Consider the following 3,366-nt stretch of genomic DNA (forward strand, 5'->3'; position numbering starts at 1 on the left):
TGTGTGTTCGGCGGTGTCCTACTTTTCCGCCCGGGTGGGCAGTATCATCGGCGCTGGCAGGCTTAGCTTCCGGGTTCGGGATGGGTCCGGGCGTTTCCCTGCCGCTATGGCCGCCGTAACTTTATTCACTTGTTGTGCAAGTGGAGTTTTGTGTTTTGGTGGTGGGGTGCGGTGTGGTTGTGGTTGCGTTTCTTCGTTGTGGGTAAGTTTTCGGCCGGTTAGTGCCAGTTCCCTGCGACTATTGCTAGTCTTGTAGGTCTGGTCTATCGATCCCGTGGTCTGCGGGGGGCCTTATCCCACTTGATGGGTGAGAAGCCTGGTCTTGGAGAAGGTTTCCCGCTTAGATGCTTTCAGCGGTTATCCTGTCCGAACGTGGCTATCCAGCGGTGCCCCTGGTGGGACAACTGGTGTACCAGAGGTTCGTCCGTCCCGGTCCTCTCGTACTAGGGACAGCTTTCCTCAAGCTTCTGACGCGCGCGGCGGATAGAGACCGAACTGTCTCACGACGTTCTAAACCCAGCTCGCGTGCCGCTTTAATGGGCGAACAGCCCAACCCTTGGGACCTGCTCCAGCCCCAGGATGCGACGAGCCGACATCGAGGTGCCAAACCATCCCGTCGATATGGACTCTTGGGGAAGATCAGCCTGTTATCCCCGGGGTACCTTTTATCCGTTGAGCGACACCCCTTCCACTCGGGGGTGCCGGATCACTAGTCCCGACTTTCGTCCCTGCTCGACATGTCCGTCTCGCAGTCAAGCTCCCTTGTGCACTTACACTCAACACCTGATTGCCGTCCAGGTTGAGGGAACCTTTGGGCGCCTCCGTTACATTTTAGGAGGCAACCGCCCCAGTTAAACTACCCACCAGGCACTGTTCCTGAACCGGATAAACGGTCCGAGGTTAGAGGTCCAATACGATCAGAGTGGTATTTCAACAACGACTCCACCCAAACTGGCGTCTGGGCTTCACAGTCTCCCACCTATCCTACACAAACCGCATCGAACATCAATACCAAGTTGTAGTGAAGGTCCCGGGGTCTTTTCGTCCTGCCGCGCGTAACGAGCATCTTTACTCGTAATGCAATTTCGCCGAGTCTATGGTTGAGACAGTTGAGAAGTCGTTACGCCATTCGTGCAGGTCGGAACTTACCCGACAAGGAATTTCGCTACCTTAGGATGGTTATAGTTACCACCGCCGTTTACTGGGGCTTAAATTCTCCGCTTCACCCTTGCGGGTTAACGGGTCCTCTTAACCTTCCAGCACCGGGCAGGCGTCAGTCCGTATACATCGTCTTGCGACTTCGCACGGACCTGTGTTTTTAGTAAACAGTCGCTTCTCACTGGTTTGTGCCACCCCCTCCCGCTGCCCCGGGCATGCCGGCTGACGGTATGGGGGTCCCCCTTCTCCCGAAGTTACGGGGGCATTTTGCCGAGTTCCTTAACCATAGTTCACTCGTACGCCTCGGTATTCTCTACCTGACCACCTGTGTTGGTTTGGGGTACGGGCCGTGTGTGAACTCGCTAGAGGCTTTTCTTGGCAGCATAGGATCACCGAATTCGCCTCAATCGGCTATGCATCACCTCTCAGGCATCATGAGTGACGGATTTACCTACCACTCGCCCTACAGGCTTACCCCAGTACAACCACTGACTGGTACGGCTACCTTCCTGCGTCACCCCATCGCTTGACTACTACCCACCCGGGTCCCGCGCAGCCGGTGATCCTCGCTCCCCGAAGGGACCGATGGACCACCCTTTGGGCGGTTAGCAGGATGGATTCGTCACGGGCGCGCACACACGGGTACGGGAATATCAACCCGTTGTCCATCGACTACGCCTGTCGGCCTCGCCTTAGGTCCCGACTCACCCTGGGCGGACTGGCCTGGCCCAGGAACCCTTGGTCTTCCGGCGGGCAAGGTTCTCACTTGCCTTATCGCTACTCATGCCTGCATTCTCACTCCCACACCCTCCACCACTCGATCACTCGGCGGCTTCACCGGATGCAGGACGCTCCCCTACCCAGCACACACAAGGTGTGCTGCCGCGGCTTCGGCGGTGTGCTTGAGCCCCGCTACATTATCGGCGCACAATCACTTGACCAGTGAGCTATTACGCACTCTTTCAAGGGTGGCTGCTTCTAAGCCAACCTCCTGGTTGTCTTCGCGACTGCACATCCTTTTCCACTTAGCACACGCTTAGGGGCCTTAGCCGGCGATCTGGGCTGTTTCCCTCTCGACGCACGGAGCTTATCCCCCGCCGTCTCACTGCCACACTACTTCCACACCGGCATTCGGAGTTTGGCTGACGTCAGTAACCTAGTAGGGCCCATCGGCCATCCAGTAGCTCTACCTCCGGTGTGAACCATGCAACGCTGCACCTAAATGCATTTCGGGGAGAACCAGCTATCACGGAGTTTGATTGGCCTTTCACCCCTACCCACAACTCATCCCCTCAGTCTTCAACCTAAGTGGGTTCGGGCCTCCACGCGGTCTTACCCGCGCTTCACCCTGGCCATGGGTAGATCACTCCGCTTCGGGTCCAGAACACACCACTACACCACACACAACTGCGCGGATACGCCCTATTCAGACTCGCTTTCGCTGCGGCTACCCCACCCGGGTTAACCTCGCGACATGTCCCTGACTCGCAGGCTCATTCTTCAAAAGGCACGCCATCACCCCACAACAAAGTCGAGGGCTCTGACGGATTGTAGGCACATGGTTTCAGGTACTCTTTCACTCCCCTCCCGGGGTACTTTTCACCATTCCCTCACGGTACTGTCCGCTATCGGTCATCGGGAAGTATTCAGGCTTACCGGGTGGTCCCGGCAGATTCACAGCAGATTCCACGAGCCCGCTGCTACTCGGGGACACCATCACAGCAGAGACAATGTTTTCACCTACGGGGCTCTCACCCACTACGGCAGACCATCCCAGGCCACTTCGGCTAACACCATCTATTGATCACTGCTGCCCAGGCCGGCAGACCATGAGACGACAGACCCCACAACACCACAGACGCAACCCCTGCCGGGTATCACACGCCCACGGTTTAGCCATCATCCGCTTTCGCTCGCCACTACTCACGGAATCACTTTTGTTTTCTCTTCCTACGGGTACTGAGATGTTTCACTTCCCCGCGTTCCCCCCCGCACCCTATACATTCAGATGCGGGTGACACGACATCACTCGTGCCGGGTTTCCCCATTCGGACATCCTCGGATCCACGCTCGGTTGACAGCTCCCCGAGGCATAACGCAGCCTCCCACGTCCTTCATCGGCTCCCGATGCCAAGGCATCCACCATGCGCCCTTACACACTTACACACAAACATTCACAGAAGAAATTGCAAAACAACGCAACACCCC

General features: G+C 57.1%; 2 rRNA genes. Both read right to left on the minus strand.

Annotated elements, in window-relative coordinates:
- Positions 1–5: 5 nt before the first annotated feature.
- Positions 6–118, minus strand: a 5S ribosomal RNA gene (gene rrf, locus LV457_RS19945).
- 80 nt (positions 119–198) lie between these two features.
- Positions 199–3,324: ribosomal RNA gene (locus LV457_RS19950) — 23S ribosomal RNA — on the minus strand.
- Positions 3,325–3,366 lie beyond the last annotated feature (42 nt).

The organism is Mycobacterium sp. MYCO198283, from assembly GCF_021213805.1.
Classification (GTDB): domain Bacteria; phylum Actinomycetota; class Actinomycetes; order Mycobacteriales; family Mycobacteriaceae; genus Mycobacterium.